We start from the raw sequence: 18,832 nt of genomic DNA on the forward strand, positions 1-18,832 counted from the left end.
CTCCGTCGCCCTGGCCGCCGCGCGGTCCGCCGCACCGCGTGGCGCGGCCGTCACGCTCGACCACGCCGGGGACCTGGTCCGGGTCCGCGTGACGGCCCGCGTGGCCGCGCTCACGCTCCGGGCCGAGGCCACGGCCCTGGCGGAGGCGTCATGAGCCCGCAGCCGGCCGCTCCTGGCGACCGCGGCTCCGCCACGGTCTGGGCGGTCCTCCTCGTAGCCCTCCTCTGCGCCGCCACCGCCGGCCTCCTGGCCCTCAGCCACGCCCTGACCGCCCGCCACCGTGCGGGCGCCGCCGCGGACTTGGCCGCCCTCGCCGCCGCCGACCACGCCCTTGAGGGCGAGGCCACCGCCTGCGCCCTCGCCGCCCGGGTCGCCTCCGCACAGGGTGCGCGGCTGCTCCGCTGCGCCGTGGTCGGCGAAATCGCCGACCTGACGGCGGCGGTCGGTCCGGCCCAGGTCCGCTCGAGAGCGGGGCCATGAAGGCCGCTCCCCTCAGGCGGACGGCCTACCCCCCAACCCCGTCACGCGAGGAGCGCGTCGAGCACCCGCACCGCGGCCGACTTGTCCAGGGGGTCGTTGCCGTTGCCGCATTTGGGGGACTGGACGCAGGAGGGGCAGCCGAAGTCGCAGTCGCAGGAGGCGATGGCCTCCCGCGTGGCTGTGAGCCAATTCCGCGCTGTGTGGAACGCGCGCTCGGCGAAGCCCGCGCCGCCGGGGTGGCCGTCGTACACGAAGACCGTCGGAAGGCCGGTATCAGGATGCAGGGCGATCGAGACCCCGCCGATGTCCCAGCGGTCGCAGGTCGCGAAGAGGGGCAACAGACCGATGGAGGCGTGCTCGGCGGCATGGAGGGCGCCGGGGAGCTCTTCGGGGTGGACATGGGCGGCGTCGAGTTGGTCGTCGGTCATGGTCCACCAGACGGCCCGGGTGCGCAGTGTGCGCGGCGGGAGGTCGAGCTTGTGCTCACCGAGGATCTCGCCGGTGATGAGCCGGCGGCGCAGGAAGGAGACGACCTGGTTGGTGACCTCGACCGAGCCGAAGCAGAGCCGGGCGTCGCCCCAGGCCTCCTCGCGCTCGACCTCCAGCACGGAGACCGAGACGACGTCGCGCGCCATGGTCGAGTACGCCGGATCCGCCTCCTCGACCAGGGCGACCGACTCGTCCAGATCGAGCCGCCGCACCAGGTACGTACGCCCCTGGTGCAGGTGCACCGCGCCTTCGTGCACGGTGGCGTGCGCGGACCCGGCGTCCACGGTGCCGAGCAGGCGGCCGGTCCCGGCCTCGACGACCCGCACGGGGTTTCCGCCGCCGCCGCGGATGTCGGTGAGGTCGGCCGCGCGCTCGCGCCGGGTCCAGTACCAGCCGCCGGCCCGCCGCCGGAGCAGCCCGCGCTGTTCCAACTGGCCGACCAGGTCGGCGGCCGCTGGCCCGAAGAGCTTCAGATCCGCCTCCCCGAGCGGAAGCTCCGCCGCCGCCGCGCACAGATGGGGGGCGAGGACGTAGGGGTTGTCGGGGTCCAGCACTGTGGACTCCACGGGGCGCTGGAAGAGCGCCTCCGGGTGGTGGACGAGGTACGTGTCCAGGGGGTCGTCCCGCGCGATGAGCACCGCCAGCGCGCCCTGGCCGCCCCGGCCCGCCCGGCCCGCCTGCTGCCACAGGGAGGCCCGGGTGCCGGGATAGCCGGCCAGGAGCACGGCGTCCAGCCCCGAGACGTCCACGCCCAGCTCCAGGGCCGTGGTGGAGGCCAGACCGAGCAGCCGGCCGTCGTGCAGGTCGCGCTCGATCGCGCGCCGTTCCTCCGGGAGGTAGCCGCCGCGGTAGGCCCCGACCCGGCGCGGCAGCGAGGCGTCCACCTCCGCGAGCCGTTCCTTGGCGATCACGGAGACCAGCTCGGCGCCCCTCCGGGACCGTACGAAGGCGACCGTACGGGTGCCCTGGATCACCAGATCGGTCAGCAGGTCGGCCGCCTCGGCCACGGCCGTACGCCGCACGGGGGCGCCCCGCTCGCCGCTCAGCTCGGTCAGCGGCGGCTCCCAGAGGGCGAAGGCCAGCTCACCGCGCGGGGAGGCGTCGTCGGTCACCTCCACCACCGGCACGCCGGTCAGCCGGGTGGCAGCCTCTGCCGGGTCGGCGGCCGTGGCCGACGCCAGCAGGAAGACCGGGTCGGAGCCGTAGCGGGCGCACAGCCGCCGCAGCCGGCGTATGACCTGGGCCACGTGGGAGCCGAAGACACCCCGGTAGGTGTGGCACTCGTCGATCACCACATACCGGAGCGCCCGCAGGAAGGACGACCAGCGGGCGTGCCCCGGCAGGATGCCGGTGTGCAGCATGTCGGGGTTGGTCAGCACGTACGTGGCGTACTGGCGGACCCACTCCCGCTCCTCGAAGGGCGTGTCGCCGTCGTAGACCGCCGGCCGCACCGCCGTGCCCAGCGGCGCCGCCAGCCGGGCCACGGCGCGCCGCTGATCGGCCGCCAGGGCCTTGGTGGGCGCCAGGTACAGCGCGGTGGCCCCACGCCCGTTCGGGGCCTCGGAGCCGTCCAGCAGGGCGCTCAGCACCGGCACCAGATAGGCGAGCGACTTGCCGGAGGCCGTCCCCGTTGCGACCACGACCGACGTGTTGCCGATAGCGTGGGTAGCGACGCGCGCCTGGTGCTGCCAGGGGCGCTCGATGCCTGCCGTCCGTACGGCCTCGATCACTTCACTGCGGATCTGATCAGGCCAATCGGCATGGCGGCCGACCCGTGCGGGCAAGTGCTCCGTATGGGTGATGCGCGCGGCCCTGCCTGCCCCCGTGGCGAGCCGCTCAAGAAGGACGCGGGGGGAAGGGCGGCCGTGCGCCGACTGCGGAAGATCGTGGGCCATCGGCACTCAGTGTGTCACTGGCATGACGGACAATCGCCGTAAGGCGTCGTACACGCCCGCTGGTAAGTGATTGAATGCCAACGCGGCTGCCGATCCATGGGGGGCGACCGCTCGATGCAAGGTGCTGGAGGATCCGTGGACCTGTCCCTGTCGACTCGAACCGTTGGCGACCGTACGGTCGTCGAGGTCGGCGGCGAGATTGATGTGTACACCGCGCCCAAGCTGCGTGAGCAGCTGGTCGAGCTCGTGAACGACGGCAATTACCACCTGGTCGTGGACATGGAAGGCGTCGACTTCCTGGACTCCACCGGACTCGGTGTGCTGGTCGGCGGGCTCAAGCGGGTTCGTGCGCATGAAGGCTCGCTTCGCCTGGTATGCAATCAGGAGCGCATTCTCAAGATTTTCCGGATTACCGGCCTGACCAAGGTGTTTCCCATCCACACCTCGGTCGAAGAGGCCGTCGCGGCGACCGACTGACCGGCTGATCGCTGTACGTACGCGGGGTGCCGGGCGGAAAACGACGCCCGGGCCCCCGTGATGCCCGCCCATAGGCACGAGGGGGAGGCCATGCCCACCGTAGAACTGCTCTTCAGCGCTCTGCCGGAGCACGTCCGTACCGCACGACTCGTAGCGGCCGCGGTAGCGCGCAGGGCGGGGGTGGACGAGGCCGTTCTCGACGAGGTCCGGCTTGCCGTGGGCGAGGCCTGCAGTCGCGCCGTCGGACTGCACCGCAGCAGCGGTGTGGACAAGCCGGTGCGGGTGCTGCTGACCGAGGACGAGAAGAAGTTCTCCATCGAGGTCGGCGACGAGGTCCCGATCACGCCCGTCAACGGCTCGGCCCCCGCTGTCCCGTCGGCCCGCGGCGACGAGCCCCGGCCCGGCCCCGCCCCCGCCGAGGACTCCGAGGCCGACGACGAGGGTCAGATGGGTCTTGCCGTCATCAGCGGCCTGGTTGACGACGTCGAGGTCATAGAAGGCGAGAACGGCGGCCTGATCCGCATGACCTGGCCGACCATGGCGCCGTAGCCTCAGACGCCGAAGCCCCCGGACGCCGTAGTCAGGGACGTCCCGGCCCCCGCAGCGAACACTCCCGTGTCGCCCTGTAGCGCCTGCCCCATTCACCGTTTACGGTGAATTTTGTGGTGCGGGCGCTTTGCTATTCCCCCGTGACAGGCGAAACAGGGCTCCTGCGCCCTGTTTTGATCTAGTTCGGCTCCCTACAATCCGTCCACATCTTTGCTCAGTTCGCCTGAGCGCAGCGGCTCTCGAAGTCGCAGGAGCCGCGCGCCCATGTGCCAAACGTCAAGGAGGACGAATGGCGGGGCAACTCACCCCTCACACGCAGGACATTGCTTCATCCCTGGCCGCCAACCCGGTGCTCACCGACGCCAACCGCAATCTCGTACTGGTCATCGCAGTCGTAGCCATCGCAGCACTGGGGCTCGCGGTGGTGCTGGTACGTCAAGTGCTATCAGCCGATGAAGGCACCGACAGCATGAAGGAGATCGCGGGCGCGGTGCAGGAGGGCGCGAACGCCTACCTGGCACGGCAGTTCCGCACCCTGGGCGTCTTCGCGGTCGCCGCCTTCTTCCTGCTGATGCTCCTCCCCGCCGACACCACCGCGCAGCGCATCGGACGCAGCATCTTCTTCCTGGTCGGCGCCGGTTTCTCGGGCGTCACCGGGTACATCGGCATGTGGCTGGCGGTCCGCAGCAACGTACGAGTGGCGGCGGCAGCGCGGGCAGCGACACCCGGGCCCGGTGAGCCGAAGGCCGACCTGACCGCCGTGTCCCACCGTGCCATGAAGATCGCCTTCCGCACCGGCGGTGTGGTCGGCATGTTCACGGTCGGCCTGGGCCTGCTCGGCGCCTCCGTGGTCGTCCTGATCTACAAGCAGGACGCCCCCAAGGTGCTGGAGGGCTTCGGCTTCGGCGCGGCGCTGCTGGCGATGTTCATGAGGGTCGGCGGCGGTATCTTCACCAAGGCCGCCGACGTGGGCGCCGACCTGGTCGGCAAGGTCGAGCAGGGCATCCCGGAGGACGACCCGCGCAACGCCGCGACCATCGCGGACAACGTGGGCGACAACGTCGGCGACTGCGCCGGGATGGCGGCCGACCTCTTCGAGTCGTACGCCGTCACGCTCGTCGCCGCGCTGATCCTCGGCAAGGTGACCTTCGGGGACTCCGGCCTCGCCTTCCCCCTCCTCATCCCCGCGATCGGCGTCCTCACCGCCATGATCGGCATCTTCGCGGTCGCCCCGCGCCGATCCGACCGCAGCGGCATGACCGCCATCAACCGCGGCTTCTTCATCTCCGCCGTGATCTCGCTGGTGCTGGTGGCGGTGGCCACGTTCGTCTACCTGCCGTCCTCGTACGCCGACCTCAAGGGCGTACCGGCCGACATCGCCGCCCACCCCGGCGACCCCCGGATCCTCGCCGTGATCGCGGTTGCCATCGGCATCGTGCTCGCCGCGCTGATCCAGCAGCTCACCGGCTACTTCACCGAGACCAGCCGCCGCCCCGTCCGGGACATCGGCAAGTCCTCGCTCACCGGGCCGGCCACTGTCGTCCTGTCCGGTATCTCCCTCGGCCTGGAGTCGGCGGTCTACTCGGCCGTCCTCATCGGGCTCGCGGTCTACGGGGCCTTCCTACTGGGCGGTACGTCAGTGTGGCTGGCCCTCTTCGCGGTCGCGCTGGCCGGCACCGGGCTGCTGACCACGGTCGGCGTGATCGTCGCCATGGACACCTTCGGGCCGGTCTCCGACAACGCCCAGGGCATCGCCGAGATGTCCGGCGACGTCCACGGCGAGGGCGCCCAGGTGCTCACCGACCTGGACGCGGTCGGCAACACCACCAAGGCGATCACTAAGGGCATCGCCATCGCGACCGCCGTCCTCGCGGCGACCGCGCTCTTCGGGTCGTTCAAGGAAGCCATCGACACGGCCGTCGCCAAGGCGGACATCCCCGCCTCCGACGCCCGCTGGCTCACCCTGGACATCTCCCAGCCGAACAACCTCGTCGGGCTGCTGCTCGGCGCCGCGGTCGTGTTCCTCTTCTCCGGGCTCGCCATCAACGCGGTGTCCCGGTCGGCGGGCGCGGTGGTCTACGAGGTGCGGCGGCAGTTCCGCGAGCACCCCGGGATCATGGACTACTCCGAGAAGCCCGAGTACGGCCGCGTCGTCGACATCTGCACCAAGGACGCGCTGCGCGAACTGGCCACCCCCGGCCTGCTCGCCGTCCTGGCGCCCGTCGCGATCGGCTTCACGTTCGGCGTCGGCTCGCTCGGCTCGTACCTCGCCGGGGCCATCGGCGCGGGCACGCTCATGGCGGTCTTCCTCGCCAACTCCGGAGGCGCCTGGGACAACGCCAAGAAGCTCGTCGAGGACGGCCACTACGGCGGCAAGGGCAGCGAGGCCCACGCCGCGACCGTCATCGGCGACACCGTCGGCGACCCGTTCAAGGACACCGCGGGCCCGGCGATCAACCCGCTGCTCAAGGTCATGAACCTGGTGGCGCTGCTGATCGCCCCCGCCGTCGTGCAGTTCTCGTACGGCAAGGACGCGAATCTCGGCGTACGGATCGGGGTCGCGGTGATCTCGATCGCCGTGATCATCGGCGCGGTCTACATCTCCAAGCGGCGCGGCATCGCCATGGGCGACGACGAGGGCAGCGAGGGAACGGCCACGCGATCAGCCGACCCCGCGGTGGTGTCGTCTCCCTGACAGCCGACCAACCGTCAAGAATGTGGTGGGTGTCACCCTTTGGGGTGGCGCCCACCATCCTTTTCCACGTCAGGTATGTCACTGGTTGCTTGGTGCAAATGGCTATAATACATGTTGAAAGGTGCGGCCGATTGGTGGCCGGGTCTGGTGCGGCGTGTAGGTTCCGGGGCCGTAGAGCCACGGAAGGAACGACAACCGGTGACGAACAAATTCGCGGCTGCGCTGTCCGGTGCGGCTCTGGTCCTGGCGATGGGGTCGCTGTCCGCATGCGGCGACAGCGGCAACAAGAAGCTCGACAGCTGGGCGAAGACGGTCTGCGACCAGGCCGCCACCCAGGTCAAGAAGATCAACGACGCCAACACGGCGATCACCAAGGTCGACAGCGGCGGCCGGCCCGCGGACGTCCAGAAGGCGGACGCGGCGGCCTTCCAGCAGATCTCGGACGCCTACAAGTCCCTCGCGAACATCGTCGACAAGGCCGGCGACCCGCCCGTCAACAACGGCGCCACGGTGAAGACCAACGCGGTATCCGACCTCAACAAGCTCGCCGCCTCCTACGCCGACCTCAAGAAGCAGGTCGACTCCCTCAACACCAAGGACCAGGCTAAGTTCGCCGACGGCCTCAAGTCCGTCTCCGACAACCTCGGCAAGGTCAGCAAGAGCGGCGAGCAGGCCCTCGACACCCTCCGCAAGGGTGAAGTCGGCGCCGCCATGGCCAAGCAGCCGGGCTGCCAGCAGGGCGGCGCGTCCCCGAGCGCGTCGGCCAGCTGATCCCTCCAGGTTGGGGGTAGGCCGTCCGCCTGAGGCCGGTGGCCGGGTTGTGCCAGCCACTTCCGCCTGGCGGAACGTTCTCCCACAACCCGGCACAATGGCAGCGTGAGTACGAAACCCTCGCTCCCCACCGCCGACCACGCGGAGCGCCTGCGCGACGCACTGCGCGCCGCGGCCTTCACTGCTGACGGCTGCCTCGACCTGCTCGGGGCTAGCGCCTATGCCGCTCTCTCCCGGGCGGAGACTGTGCCCGCGTTGCGGGCGACGCGGGGCGGGGGGCCGTTGGAGAGCCTGGTGCGGCTGTTCCTGCTGCAGCAGGCCGTGCCGTATGCCTCGCTGCGCGGTGCGCTGCCGCTGGAGGAGGCGATCGCGGGCGGCTGGCTGGTGCGGGACGGGGACGAGGTGCGGGCGACGGTGGATGTGCGGCCGTACGCGGGGGATGGCGCCGGTGAGGACTGGTGGATCGTCTCCGACCTGGGTTGCGCCGTGGGCGGGGCGAACGGGATCCGTACGTCCCCGGGAGTGGACCGGGCCGACCTCGTGCTGGGCGTGGGCGGGGCGTCGACGACGCTGGCCGGGATCACGGTCCGGGAGCCCGTCGGCAGCGCGCTCGACCTGGGCACGGGTTCGGGCGTCCAGGCGCTGCACGCGTCCCGGCACGCCACCCGGGTCACGGCGACCGACCTCAACCCGCGGGCCCTGCACTTCACGCGGCTCACACTCGCGCTGTCCGGCGCGTCGGAGCCGACGCTGAAGCAGGGCAGCCTGTTCGAACCGGTCGGCGACGAGCGCTTCGACCTGATCGTGTCGAACCCCCCGTTCGTCATCTCGCCGGGCAGCCGCTTCACGTACCGCGACGGCGGCATGGCGGGCGACGACCTGTGCCGCACGCTCGTGCAACAGTCCGCCGACCACCTCAACGACGGCGGCTACTGCCAACTGCTCGCCAACTGGCAGCACACCGAGGGCGAGGACTGGCGCGAGCGGCTCAACTCCTGGATCCCGCAGGGCTGCGACGCCTGGATCGTGCAGCGCGAGGTCCAGGACGTCACCCAGTACGCCGAGCTGTGGCTGCGCGACGGCGGCGACCACCTGGCCGATCCGACCGCGTACGCCGCCCATTACGACGCCTGGCTCGACGCCTTCGAACAGCGCAAGGTCAAGGGCATCGGCTTCGGCTGGATCACTGTCCGGAAGACCGGCTCCGACCGCCCCTCCGTCATCGCGGAGGAGTGGCCGCACCCCGTCGAACAACCGCTCGGCCCGGATATCGACGCCTGGTTCGACCGCCAGGACTTCCTGCGTACGCACGACGACGCCGCACTGCTCGCCGCCCGCTTCCGGCTCGCCGACGAGGTCGTTCAGGAGCAGGTCGGCCTCCCCGGCGCCGAGGACCCCGAGCACGTGGTGCTGCGCGCCAACCGCGGCATGCGGCGTGCCACGAAGGTCGACACGGTCGGCGCCGGCTTCGCCGGGGTCTGCGACGGCAGCCTCACAGCCGGCGCGATCCTGGACGCCATCGCCCAACTGCTGGGCGAGGACCCGGTCATACTGCGGGACCGTACGCCGGAGGCGATCCGCATGCTGGTCGAACAGGGCTTCTTGGAGCCGCTGACCGGATGACGACGAAGCCCGTCGGCCGCAGGACGGCCGACGGGCTTCGGTGGGTCAGGCGGGCGGTCAGCCCTGCAGCACGCGCCCCTGGGCGTCGGTGCGGTCGTTGCTGGTGAAGAAGATGATCGCGTCGATCAGCGACCAGATGCCGCAGCCGCCGCAGGTGAAGAGCTGACCCAGGGCCATGCCCGTGTGGCCGGTGTAGAAGCGGCCGACGCCGAAGCCGCCCAGGAAGAGGGTGAGCAGACCCGCGGTCGTCTTGTTCTTGTCGGACAGCGGGCGGCCCTGCGGGTCGTAACCGTAGGGGGCGTCAGGGGTGGGCGTAGCCATGGGGTGCTGCTCCTTGCGCGATCAAATGGGGACGAACGGCAGGAGCAGACATACGGGATCCGGCCCCCCGCCTCGGATTGACCAGATTTTCGCACCAAGAGCGGGGTGATGGCTTGTTAATTACGTCTTGTCACGCAACCGTGATCGGCATGTTGCCAACGGCGGTCAGTGCAGGTTCCGCACCACGGCCCACAGCACCGCGATCCCGAGCACGACCGCCTGCGCGCGCGGCTTGAGCGTCGGCCGGAACACCCTGCCCTGGAGCCCCTCGGCGAACCACCGCAGGTAGAGGAAGAGTCCGGCCGGGCTGACGATCAGCAGCAGCATGTTGTCGTGGAAGGCGGCGGAGAGGTCCCCGTGCATCAGGTCGTAGACCATGCGGGTGCCGCCGCAGGCCGGACAGTACAGTCCGGTCACCCAGTTGAAGGGGCAGCGGGGGAGCCAGTGGCCCGGCTGGTGCGGGTTGGTGCCGTACAGATACGCGGCGGCGCTGATGCCCGCGGCAACGGATGCCAGCGAAGCCGTGGCCGGTCGCCCGGCCACGGCCCGGAGGCGGGTGAGCGCCTCAGCCATGCAGGATCCGGCCGTTGGAGTCGGTGCGGTCGTTGCTGGTGAGGTAGAGGATGCCGTCGATCAGCGACCAGATGCCGCAGCCCCCGCAGGTGAACAGCTGGGCCAGGCCTATGCCGACGTCGCCGGTGTAGAAACGGCCGATGCCCAGGCCGCCGACCAGCAGCTGCAGCACGCCGGCCACGATCTTGGACTTGTCGGACAGCGGGCGGCCGTACGCGTCGTAGCCGTACGGGGCGTTGGGGTCGCCTGCGTAGCCCGCCGAGTAGCCGCCGGGTCCGCCGGGGGGCGGGTAGGCGCCCTGTTGCGGATAGCCGTAACCCGGCTGTCCGCCAGGCTGTCCGGGCGGGCCTGCGGGCTGCTGCGGGTAGCCGTAACCGTCGCTGGGCGGAGGGCCGTAGGGGTTGTTCGGGTCGGACATCTCGGGGTTCCCCGTTCTGCGGACTGCGGAAGGTGATTCGGGCGTCGTCGGTCATCTTGTCAGGTCGGGCAGGACGGGAGAGAGGGGTTCGCGTGCGCTTCGCCACCGTCGAAAACGCGCCACGGCGTTCACCCGGGATTCTCCCGGCCTTGGTCCCGGCGTGGCAGTCTGCGGCGCACGACGGAGAAGTAGAAAAAACGCGCCGCAGGAAGACACAGAGAAGAAGAAGAAGACACAGAGAAGAAGGGGGAGGACATGGACACCGCACCAGCGGTCTTCGCCGGGACGGTCTTCGCGCTCTTCGGGGCCGGACTGCTGCTGTGGACGGTGACTCGCATCACCCGCCGCGTCCCGGTGACCGAGGGCGGCGGGCCGACCGCCACCGTGCTTTCGGTGCTCTTCGGAGCGGTGTCGCTGCTCGTGGGTGTCTGGTCTTTGCTACGCATCTGAGCAGATCGATCACCGCACGTCGTGCCCATGACACGCACTGCCACCGGGATGAATCGGACATGACTGGCAGTCCGTGCGGCAGACGGGACGCTTGTCGGGTTACCGTTCGAGTGGCGTTGCGGACTTTTCCCGTTTGACACGGGGCCGGGATGTACGGTCACACTCCGCAGCGAGACCACCCTTCGATCCGGAGAGAAGAGCGAAGTTGTCCCCGACCCGCGAGACCGCACAGGGCGGCCGCCGCCGACTCGTCATCGTCGAGTCGCCCGCCAAGGCGAAGACGATCAAGGGCTACCTCGGCCCTGGATACGTGGTCGAGGCGAGCGTCGGGCACATCCGCGACCTCCCCAACGGGGCCGCCGAGGTGCCGGCGGAGTTCAAGGGCCAGCCGTGGGCGCGGCTCGGCGTCAACGTCGACAGCGAGTTCCAACCGATCTATGTCGTCAACGCCGACAAGAAGGCACAGGTCAAGAAGCTCAAGGACCTGCTGAAGGAGTCCGACGAACTCCTCCTCGCAACCGATGAGGACCGCGAGGGCGAGGCCATCGCCTGGCATCTGCAGGAAGTCCTCAAGCCCAAGGTCCCGGTCCGCCGGATGGTGTTCCACGAGATCACCAAGGACGCCATCCAGGAAGCCGTCCGCAATCCCCGCGAGCTCAACCAGCCCCTCGTCGACGCCCAGGAGACCCGCCGGATCCTCGACCGCCTCTACGGCTACGAGGTCTCGCCGGTCCTGTGGAAGAAGGTCATGCCCCGGCTGTCGGCCGGCCGTGTCCAGTCCGTGGCGACCCGGCTCGTCGTGCAGCGGGAGCGCGAGCGTATCGCCTTCCGCTCCGCCGAGTACTGGGACCTCTCCGGCACCTTCTCCACCGGTCGTACCGGATGGGGGTCCCTGCGCTCGAGCGAAGCCGAGAGCGGGGGAGCGTCCGACCCCGGCACCTTCGCCGCCAAGCTGACCACCGTCGACGGCCGCCGTGTCGCCCAGGGCCGCGACTTCGACGCGACGACCGGGCAGCTGAAGGACGGCGCCACCGTCCTCCACCTCGACGAGTCCGCCGCGCGCACCCTGGCCGCTGCCCTCGCCGACGCGTCCTTCGCGGTGCGGTCCGTCGAGTCCAAGCCGTACCGCCGCTCGCCGTACGCGCCGTTCCGTACGACGACCCTCCAGCAGGAGGCCTCGCGCAAGCTCGGCTTCGGCGCGAAGGCCACCATGCAGGTCGCCCAGAAGCTGTACGAGAACGGCTTCATCACCTACATGCGTACGGACTCCACGACCCTGTCCGAGACGGCCATCACCGCTGCCCGCGCGCAGGTCACGCAGCTGTACGGCGCCGAGTACCTGCCCGACAAGCCGCGCGTGTACACCGGCAAGGTCAAGAACGCCCAGGAGGCGCACGAGGCGATCCGCCCCTCCGGCGACCGCTTCCGCACCCCCGCCGAGACCGGCCTCACCGGCGACCAGTACCGGCTCTACGAGCTGATCTGGATGCGTACGGTCGCCTCGCAGATGAAGGACGCCGTCGGCCAGTCGGTGACCGTGAAGGTCGGCGGCCGGGCGTCGGACGGCCGTGACGCCGAGTTCTCGGCCTCCGGCAAGATCATCACCTTCCACGGCTTCATGAAGGCCTACGTCGAAGGCGCCGACGACCCGAACGCCGAGCTCGACGACCGCGAGCGCCGCCTGCCGCAGGTCAGCGAGGGTGACGCGCTCACGGCCGAGGAGATCACCGCCGACGGCCACGCCACCAAGCCGCCCGCCCGCTACACCGAGGCGTCGCTGGTCAAGGAGCTGGAGGAGCGGGAGATCGGCCGCCCGTCGACGTACGCGTCGATCATCGGGACGATTCTCGACCGCGGCTACGTCTTCAAGAAGGGCACGGCCCTCGTCCCGTCCTTCCTGAGCTTCGCCGTCGTCGGGCTGCTCGAGAAGCACTTCGGGCGCCTGGTCGACTACGACTTCACCGCCAAGATGGAGGACGACCTCGACCGCATCGCGCGCGGCGAGGCCCGTGCCGTGCCGTGGCTCCGCCGCTTCTACTTCGGCTCCGAGCACGGTGCCGAGGGCTCCGCCGCCGACGCCGGCAACGGTGACGGCGACCACCTCGGCGGCCTCAAGGAGCTCGTCGAGGACCTCGGCGCCATCGACGCCCGCGAGGTCTCCTCCTTCCCTGTCGGCACCGGCGGCATCATGCTCCGCGTCGGCCGCTACGGCCCGTATGTCGAGAAGCCGTCCGAGGTCGAGGGCGAGCCCGGCCAGCGCGCCGACGTCCCCGACGACCTCCCCCCGGACGAGCTCACCGTCGAGCTCGCCGAGGAGTTCCTCGCCAAGCCCAGCGGCGACTTCGAGCTCGGCACCGACCCCGAAACCGGCCGCCAGATCGTGGCCAAGGACGGCCGCTACGGTCCGTACGTCACCGAGATCCTCCCCGAGGGCACCCCGAAGACCGGCAAGAACGCGGTCAAGCCGCGTACCGCCTCGCTCTTCAAGTCCATGTCACTCGACACGGTGACCCTCGAAGACGCGCTGCGACTGATGTCGCTGCCCCGCGTCGTCGGCGTCGACCCCGAGTCCGGCACCGAGATCACCGCCCAGAACGGCCGCTACGGCCCGTACCTGAAAAAGGGCACCGACTCGCGCTCCCTCGAGACCGAGGACCAGCTCTTCACCATCGCCCTCGACGAAGCCCTCGCCATCTACGCCCAGCCCAAGGCCCGCGGCCGCGCGGCGGCCAAGCCGCCCCTGAAGGAACTCGGCACCGACCCGGTCAGTGAGCGCCCCGTCGTCGTCAAGGACGGCCGCTTCGGCCCGTACGTCACCGACGGCGAAACCAACGCCACCCTGCGCACCGGCGACAGCGTCGAGGAGATCACCCCCGAACGCGGCTACGAACTCCTCGCCGAGAAGCGCGCCAAGGCCCCCGTCAAGAAGAAGGCTGCCGCCAAGAAGGCCCCCGCGAAGAAGGCTGCCGCCAAGAAGACCGCCGCCAAGAAAACGACCACCGCCGCAGTCAAGAAGACCGCCGCCGCCAAGAAGGCGTCCTCGGCCTCAGCCACGAAGTCCGTCGACTAGCCCGAGGGGCTGGCGGACCCGCTGGGGGCTCTCCCTCAAACCTTCGTTTGGGTGGGGGAGCTGGCACAATCCGGCCACGGACCGGCACCGGACAATGCACGCGTCCGGGGTCAGGGGCAGCGCTCCTGGTTTCGGGAAGGGGCGGGGGAACTACCCGTCCCACGAGCCCGCAGCCGCTAACGGACCGCAACCACCCACCCCGGGGGGCGCGGCGGAGCCCCGGCCCGGCGGAGGGGGGCACTCTCCCCCAGCCTTCGGCCGGGGGGACCCCCACCCAGCCGCCAGGCTGGGGGAGGACCCCCCCAGACGGAGTCTGGGGGGGAGCCCGGCGCAGTGGCCCGAAGCCGGGGAGGCTCCCCGGGGCCGAGCGGTGCGAGGGGCGCGTTGGGGATTGGGCCCCGGCTGTATGTTCGGGCGGGGCGCTTGGGACGCACCGGCTCCGGATAGGCTTGCGGAATGACGCGATCGGAGCAGCCGGCCGAGCACGAGCAACAGCAGCCGACCACAGATGTGACCCACGTGACAGACGTGGCTGACGCCTTCGCGGGTGATCTCGCTGCGGACTCGCGGGAGCGGGCGGTCGGGGCACTGTTGAAGATCCCGCCGTTGCGGAAGCTGTGGGGCGCCCACTTCACGGGCACGGTCGCCGATCGCCTGGGGCTGCTGACGCTCGTCGCGCTGACGGTCCAGGCCACGGTCGCGGCGCAGCCGTTCGGCGGGGGCTATCGTGGCGCGGCATTCGCCGTCGCCGCCGTGTTCGGGGCGCGGCTGCTCGCGACGCTGCTGTTCGGCGCGGTCCTGCTGGGCCCGCTGAGCGCGCTGACGGCTCCGGACGGCGTCCTCGACCGCCGTTGGACGATGATCGGCGCCGACGCTGTACGCCTGGCGCTGCTGATCGTGGCGCCGCTGTGGATCGACTTGGTGCCGGACACCGCCGTTGCCTGGCTGCTGATCACCGTCTTCGTCACCGGCGTCGCCGAACGCCTCTGGACGGTCGCCAAGGACGGCGCCGCCCCCGCCCTGCTGCCCGTGCCCGCGCCGGGCGACGGGGTGGTGCGCCCGGCACCGGACCACCTGGACGCGCTGCGGCGCCTGGACCTGCGTACGGGATTCGTGGCGCTGCCGATCGCCGCGCTGGCGCTGGTCGCGGTCACCCTGGTAGGGAATCTGCTGGCCGTCGGCATCGGCTGGTTCGGCGCGCATCAGGTGGCGTTGGCGTCGTACGTGGCGGCGGGGCTGTTCTCGTCGTCCATCGCGGTCCTGTACTTCCTCGAACTGCCCAACTCGGCCGCTGTCCGCCCGCGTTCGCCGCTGGAGGGCCTGCGGCTGCCCAAGGACGCGCACGGCGCGCCCGAGCGCGGCCGCACCGGGGCCGTGCCGCTGCTGGTGCTCGCCACGGCGGCCGTCGCGGGGGCGGTGGCCGCCGCTGTCGCGCTCGCGGTGCTGCATGCCTCGGACCTCGGCGGCGGCCCGGTGGGTTACGGGCTGCTCGTGCTGGCCCTCACCGCAGGGCCCGTGCTGGGTATCCGGATCGCCCCGCGCACCCTGCCGGGGCTGTCGCGGCGCCGGCTGTTCGCGCTCGCGATCGCCGTGACCGGGCTGGCGCTGTTGCTGGCCGGGGTCGTGCCGGACCCGACGACCGTGCTGTTGCTGGCGTTCCTCGCCGGGACCGCCTCCGGTATCACCGCCAACACCGGCCACACCCTCATCGACCAGGAGGCCGAGGAGCCCCGCCGGGCCCGGACCACCGAGCATCTGCACGCCGTGGTCAGGGTCTTCCTGGCCATCGCCGCCGTCGCCGCGCCGCTGCTCGCCGGGGTGATCGGCCGGCATCGTCTGGCGAACGGTTCCTTCACCTTCGATCACGGCGGAGCCGCGTACGCGCTGATGCTGCTCGGCGCGCTGCTGCTGCCGGTCGCCGCGCTCGTGCTGGGCAAGACCGACGACCGCCAGGGCGTCCCCCTCCGCCGGGACCTGCGCGAGGCGCTGCGCGGCGGCGACCCGGCCCAGGTCCCGGCCTCCACCGGCTTCTTCATCGCCCTCGAGGGCGGCGACGGCGCCGGGAAGTCCACTCAGGTCGAGGCGTTGGCGAACTGGATCCGCGACAAGGGCCACGAGGTCGTCGTCACCCGCGAGCCCGGCGCGACCGCCGTCGGCAAGCGTCTGCGGTCGATCCTCCTCGACGTGTCGGGCGCCGGGCTCTCGCCCCGAGCCGAGGCGTTGCTGTACGCCGCCGACCGTGCCGAGCACGTCGACTCCGTCGTACGCCCCGCCCTCGAACGCGGCGCGGTCGTCATCTCCGACCGCTACATCGACTCCTCCGTCGCCTACCAGGGCGCCGGCCGCGACCTCGCCCCGACCGAGGTCGCCCGCATCTCGCGCTGGGCCACCGACGGTCTCGTACCGCATCTGACGGTCCTGCTCGACGTCGCCCCCGAGACCGCCCGCGAGCGCTTCACCGAGGCCCCCGACCGGCTCGAGTCCGAGCCCGCCGAGTTCCACCAGCGCGTACGGTCCGGCTTCCTCACCCTCGCCGCGGCCGACCCGGCCCGCTACCTGGTTGTGGACGCCGGCCAGGAGCCGGAGGCGGTGACCACGGTCGTACGCCACCGGCTCGACCAGGTGCTCCCGCTCTCCGAGAAGGAGATCGAGGCCCGCGAGGAGGCCCGCCGCGCGGCGGAAGAGGAGGCCCGGCGCCTGGCGGAGGAGGAAGCCGCCCGCAAGGCCGAGGAAGAGCGGCTGGAGCGCGAGCGCCAGGCCCAACTCGGGAAGCTTCGCGCGGAGGAAGCCGAGCGCAAGCGCCTCATAGAGGAGGCCGCCCGCCGCGAGGTGGAGGAACGTGAGGCCGAGGAGGCCCGTAAGCGGGCCGAGGAAGCCCGCCGCCTGGCCGAGGAGGAGCGCCTGCGCCGCGAGGCCCAGGAGCGGGCCTATGAGGAGGAGCAGGCACGGCTCCGCCGCCAGAAGGAGGAAGAGGCCCGCCTCCGCGCCGAGGCGGAGGAACGGCGCCTGGAGAAGCAGCGCAAGGCCGAGGAGGCTTTGCTCCGCGCCGAGCAGGCCCGCCTCGAGGCCGCCGAGGCGGGCGAAGCCACCCGCACCGTCGAGGTGCCGCGTGGCGAAGCCACCCGCACCGTCGAGGTGCCGCGCCTCGAGGACCCGACCGAGACCATCGAGGTCCCCACGCCGGACGCCGCTGAGACGGCTGTCCTGCCCGCGGTGCCGCCGGTTTCCCCGAACGAGGAGACCGCGGTGCTGCCGCCCGTACGGGACACGTCCGGTCCGGACGCCGACGAGACCGCCGTCCTGCCCAAGGCGGACGACGGCCCCACCGACCGCGTGCCGTCCGACTTCTTCCGCCCCGCCGAGCCCGAGAACGAGCGCACCCGCGAACTCCCCGCCGCCCAGCCCTCCACCCGCCGCCCCCGCCCCTCCTGGGCCGAGGAAACCCCCCTCGACGACCTCCCCTCCCTCGCCGACGAACTCCTGGGCCCCCACGACGACGACCACCCCGACTCCCGCCGCCGATAGCCTGCGGCGCTCACAGGGCAAGGGACTGCTGCCCCGCACCGCTGGGGCTCCCGCCCCAGACCGCGGTCCTCAAACGCCGGACGGGCTGGTTCTACCGGGTGGTGGGAGAACGTTCCGCAAGGCGAGCGAAGCGAGGTGGGGTCCCCGCCGGGGGTACCCCCACCCAGCGTCCAGCTGGGGGAGCTGGCACAACCCGGCCACAGGCCCGCAAAGCCGCCCGATTCCCGGGCCTGCTGTGGCCGTTCGTCGGCTTCATCGTCGGTGAGTTCGCCATGGTCCGCGAGAACATGGACGCGGTCGTCGACAACTGCCGTGCGTACGGCGACGACTGGGCGCTGGCGAGCGCGTTGCTCTTCCGTACCCACACCCTCGTCGACACCCCCGGCGGCATGGCGCGCGCCGACGCCGACTTGCCGGAGCTGCAGGCCCTCAGCGAACGCACCGGCGACCGCTGGCTGCGGGCGCAGGCGTACGGCGCGAGCGCCGAGATCCATTTCGTACGGGGTGAGTACGGCATCACCGCCGTCCCCACCTTCGTCTTCGAGGGCCAGTGGGCCGTCCAGGGCGGCCAGGAATCCTCGACCTTCCTGAGCGTCCTCGAGCAGGTGGCCAAGGAAACGGGCGCCGCCGCGCCGGCCGCCGCCGAGGCCTGCGACGCGGACGGCGCCTGCGAGGTGCCCGCGACGGGCTGAACCGCAGGCGCTAGGCGCAGCTGATCCGGGACGTGGCCCAGGCGGCGATGTTCACGGGCTGCCAGGCGTCGGTGGCCTCGACGACCAGCCGGAGGGTCGCGCGGCCGGCGAGCGACGCGTGCACCGGCACTGCCGCGTCGCCGCCGCGGATGACGCCCGACTGCCACAGGCGGGTGTCGTCCCCGTAGACGGAGAAGCGGGCCGAGCCCAGGCCGAGGGCGAGGTCGTCGATGCCCACCAGAGCGTCGTACGAGGTGCACGAGCGATTGAGGTCGATGGTCACCGAGGACGGGGTGGAGACGGTGACCCCGTAGTCGTACGTCGTGCCGCCGATGCCGAGGCTCCGGCGCTGCCAGACCCAGTCGCCGGTACGGATCGTGGGCTCGGTGGCGTAGCCGAGCGGGGCGTAGCCGAGCTGGTTGACCTGGTAGACCTCGGGCGCCGGGGTCGGGGTGGGCGTGGGGGTGGGGCTCGGCTTCTTGGTGGGCGTCGGCGACGGAGTGGAGGGCGCCTTCTTCGTCGGCGTCGGCGTCGGGCTCGGAGTTGGCGTCGGGGTGGGCGACGGCGCGGCCTGCCGCACCGGCGCCGGGCTGGGCGAGGGCCTCGGCTTCTTCGAGGGCGCGGGCGCGGTCGGCGCCTCGACGACGGGCGAGGGCTTGGGCTGTGCCTTCACCGGTGCCTTGTCGTGGCCCCCGGTCAGGGCGATGGCCAGCGCCACGCCCGCCGCGGCCACGACGACGCCCGCCGCGATGCCGACCTTGAGCGGCGTACTGGCGCCCGCGGCGGCCGCCGCGCCGCCCGCAG

14 protein-coding genes and 1 pseudogene are annotated in these 18,832 nt (G+C 71.4%); 10 read left to right on the plus strand and 5 right to left on the minus strand.

Annotation, left to right across the window (positions count from 1 at the left end):
* Nucleotides 1-150 precede the first annotated feature (150 nt).
* Nucleotides 151-477: pseudogene (locus EFK10_RS38855) on the plus strand (Rv3654c family TadE-like protein); the annotation flags it as partial.
* Nucleotides 478-521: 44 nt separating this feature from the next.
* Here EFK10_RS38855 and EFK10_RS38860 read toward each other — a convergent pair.
* Nucleotides 522-2,864, minus strand: coding sequence for a DEAD/DEAH box helicase (locus EFK10_RS38860; RefSeq protein ID WP_127360372.1), 2,343 nt, complete (start codon nucleotides 2,862-2,864; stop codon nucleotides 522-524).
* Nucleotides 2,865-2,999: 135 nt separating this feature from the next.
* Between EFK10_RS38860 and bldG the strand changes: the two genes are divergently transcribed.
* From bldG to EFK10_RS38885, 5 genes are all read left to right on the plus strand, one after another.
* A complete protein-coding gene (gene bldG / locus EFK10_RS38865) occupies nucleotides 3,000-3,341 on the plus strand; it encodes an anti-sigma factor antagonist BldG (RefSeq protein WP_127360373.1) in 342 nt (113 codons plus the stop codon).
* A gap of 90 nt (nucleotides 3,342-3,431) precedes the next feature.
* On the plus strand, nucleotides 3,432-3,890 hold the full coding sequence (locus EFK10_RS38870; RefSeq protein WP_127360374.1) for an ATP-binding protein: 459 nt from the start codon (nucleotides 3,432-3,434) through the stop codon (nucleotides 3,888-3,890).
* Between the two features lie 289 nt (nucleotides 3,891-4,179).
* On the plus strand, nucleotides 4,180-6,585 hold the full coding sequence (locus EFK10_RS38875; protein ID WP_127360375.1) for a sodium-translocating pyrophosphatase: 2,406 nt from the start codon (nucleotides 4,180-4,182) through the stop codon (nucleotides 6,583-6,585).
* Nucleotides 6,586-6,783: 198 nt separating this feature from the next.
* Nucleotides 6,784-7,356 carry a small secreted protein gene (locus EFK10_RS38880; protein ID WP_127360376.1) on the plus strand — a complete coding sequence of 191 codons (573 nt, stop codon included), beginning with the start codon at nucleotides 6,784-6,786 and terminating at the stop codon, nucleotides 7,354-7,356.
* 105 nt (nucleotides 7,357-7,461) lie between these two features.
* Nucleotides 7,462-8,979 (plus strand): DUF7059 domain-containing protein, encoded by a 1,518-nt coding sequence (locus EFK10_RS38885; protein ID WP_127360377.1) that lies wholly within the window; start codon nucleotides 7,462-7,464, stop codon nucleotides 8,977-8,979.
* Nucleotides 8,980-9,036: 57 nt separating this feature from the next.
* On the opposite strand, the gene EFK10_RS38890 is transcribed toward EFK10_RS38885, so the two are convergent.
* The 3 genes from EFK10_RS38890 to EFK10_RS38900 form a co-directional block, all read right to left on the minus strand.
* Complete coding sequence (locus EFK10_RS38890; RefSeq protein ID WP_127360378.1) at nucleotides 9,037-9,300, minus strand: TM2 domain-containing protein; 264 nt, start codon at nucleotides 9,298-9,300, stop codon at nucleotides 9,037-9,039.
* Between the two features lie 165 nt (nucleotides 9,301-9,465).
* Nucleotides 9,466-9,873 carry a DUF2752 domain-containing protein gene (locus EFK10_RS38895; protein WP_127360379.1) on the minus strand — a complete coding sequence of 136 codons (408 nt, stop codon included), beginning with the start codon at nucleotides 9,871-9,873 and terminating at the stop codon, nucleotides 9,466-9,468.
* Nucleotides 9,866-10,291: a TM2 domain-containing protein gene (locus EFK10_RS38900; RefSeq protein ID WP_127360380.1), complete on the minus strand. Its 426-nt coding sequence runs from the start codon at nucleotides 10,289-10,291 to the stop codon at nucleotides 9,866-9,868. Before EFK10_RS38900 ends, EFK10_RS38895 begins: the two co-directional genes overlap by 8 nt.
* A gap of 255 nt (nucleotides 10,292-10,546) precedes the next feature.
* Between EFK10_RS38900 and EFK10_RS38905 the strand changes: the two genes are divergently transcribed.
* From EFK10_RS38905 to EFK10_RS51365, 4 genes are all read left to right on the plus strand, one after another.
* Nucleotides 10,547-10,741 (plus strand): hypothetical protein, encoded by a 195-nt coding sequence (locus EFK10_RS38905; protein WP_127360381.1) that lies wholly within the window; start codon nucleotides 10,547-10,549, stop codon nucleotides 10,739-10,741.
* Nucleotides 10,742-10,946: 205 nt separating this feature from the next.
* A complete protein-coding gene (gene topA, locus EFK10_RS38910) occupies nucleotides 10,947-13,811 on the plus strand; it encodes a type I DNA topoisomerase (protein ID WP_127360382.1) in 2,865 nt (954 codons plus the stop codon).
* 456 nt (nucleotides 13,812-14,267) lie between these two features.
* Nucleotides 14,268-17,336 (plus strand): dTMP kinase, encoded by a 3,069-nt coding sequence (gene tmk / locus EFK10_RS38915; protein WP_127360383.1) that lies wholly within the window; start codon nucleotides 14,268-14,270, stop codon nucleotides 17,334-17,336.
* A 272-nt stretch (nucleotides 17,337-17,608) separates the two neighbouring features.
* The gene (locus EFK10_RS51365; RefSeq protein ID WP_240677743.1) at nucleotides 17,609-18,028 is read left to right on the plus strand and encodes a hypothetical protein; all 420 of its coding nucleotides are present in this window, start codon (nucleotides 17,609-17,611) and stop codon (nucleotides 18,026-18,028) included.
* 10 nt (nucleotides 18,029-18,038) lie between these two features.
* On the opposite strand, the gene EFK10_RS52385 is transcribed toward EFK10_RS51365, so the two are convergent.
* On the minus strand, nucleotides 18,039-18,832 hold a 794-nt coding region (locus EFK10_RS52385; protein WP_206305761.1), incomplete at its 5' end, for an NPCBM/NEW2 domain-containing protein.

Source organism: Streptomyces soli, from assembly GCF_003999195.1.
Classification (GTDB): domain Bacteria; phylum Actinomycetota; class Actinomycetes; order Streptomycetales; family Streptomycetaceae; genus Actinacidiphila; species Actinacidiphila soli.